We start from the raw sequence: 1,072 nt of genomic DNA on the forward strand, positions 1-1,072 counted from the left end.
GGAGGCTCTGCATGAAAAAGATAAGCTATAAGCTCACAGAGATAATATGCAGTTCACACAGGCCACACCAAATCACCACACTCCGTGCCTTATTCCTCCTCCTCTTCTTGCTCGTACTCCTTTGTGTATCTGGATGTATTGAACAAAAACCGGCATCCTCTTCTCAATCATTGATAATCGCCTGCACGATACCCCCCCAGGAGGAGTTCATCAGGGCGGTTGCCGGTGAGTATCCGGTATCGGTTCTGGTGATGGTTCCGCCTGGGGCAAGCCCGCATACCTTTGAGCCGACCCCGTCACAGATCGCCGGGCTTGAGTCAGCGGATCTCTATCTTGCCCTTGGATCAGGGATGGAGTTTGAGAACCGGTGGCTTTCACGGATACAACAACAATATCCCGATTTGCCGGTGATCAATATGTCAAAAGAGATTGAGATTATTCAGATCGATCATCCTGATACCGAAGGGGCCGAACCGGAAGGCCATGATGCCCATGAGGGAACTGATCCGCATGTCTGGCTCTCTCTTCGCAATGCTGCCCGGATGGTAGATACGACTGCTGAAGCGATGGTAGCAGTGCGGCCAGATATGAAAGATGTCTTCTATAAAAACCGGGATTCATACATTCAAAACCTTACTATTCTTGACCACGGTATCAGTACGTCTCTTCAGGGATTGAAAACCAGGACGATTCTGGTATATCATCCTGCCTTTGGTTATTTCTGCAGGGATTATAACCTGACTCAGATGGCAGTTGAGGAGAACGGCCGCGAACCGTCAGCCAGGCAGCTTGCATCGCTCATAACACAGGCACGAACAGACGGGATACGTATCGTCTTTGCCGAGCCGGAGGGATCGACACGACAGGCCGAGACCCTGGCCAGGGAGCTGAATGGAACGATGGTTCTTATCAGTCCGCTTGCCGGAAATTATCTGGAGAATATGCAGCATATTGCAAGAGAAATGTCTGGGCTGTCATAATGAAGGATCCAGTTATCGGGCTTACCAATGTATCGGTCATCAGGAATCAGCAGATCATACTGGATTCCATCACATTTGAGGTCAGAAAAGGC

The 1,072-nt window shown here is 49.9% G+C and carries 1 protein-coding gene; it reads left to right on the forward strand.

Annotation, left to right across the window (positions count from 1 at the left end; translation table 11 throughout):
* Positions 1-980, forward strand: a 980-nt coding sequence (locus PLA23_RS13695; protein ID WP_324475587.1) for a metal ABC transporter solute-binding protein, Zn/Mn family, incomplete at its 5' end; no start/stop codon positions are given.
* Between the last annotated feature and the right edge of the window lie 92 nt (positions 981-1,072).

The organism is Methanospirillum sp. (assembly GCF_035406105.1).
GTDB lineage: Archaea > Halobacteriota > Methanomicrobia > Methanomicrobiales > Methanospirillaceae > Methanospirillum.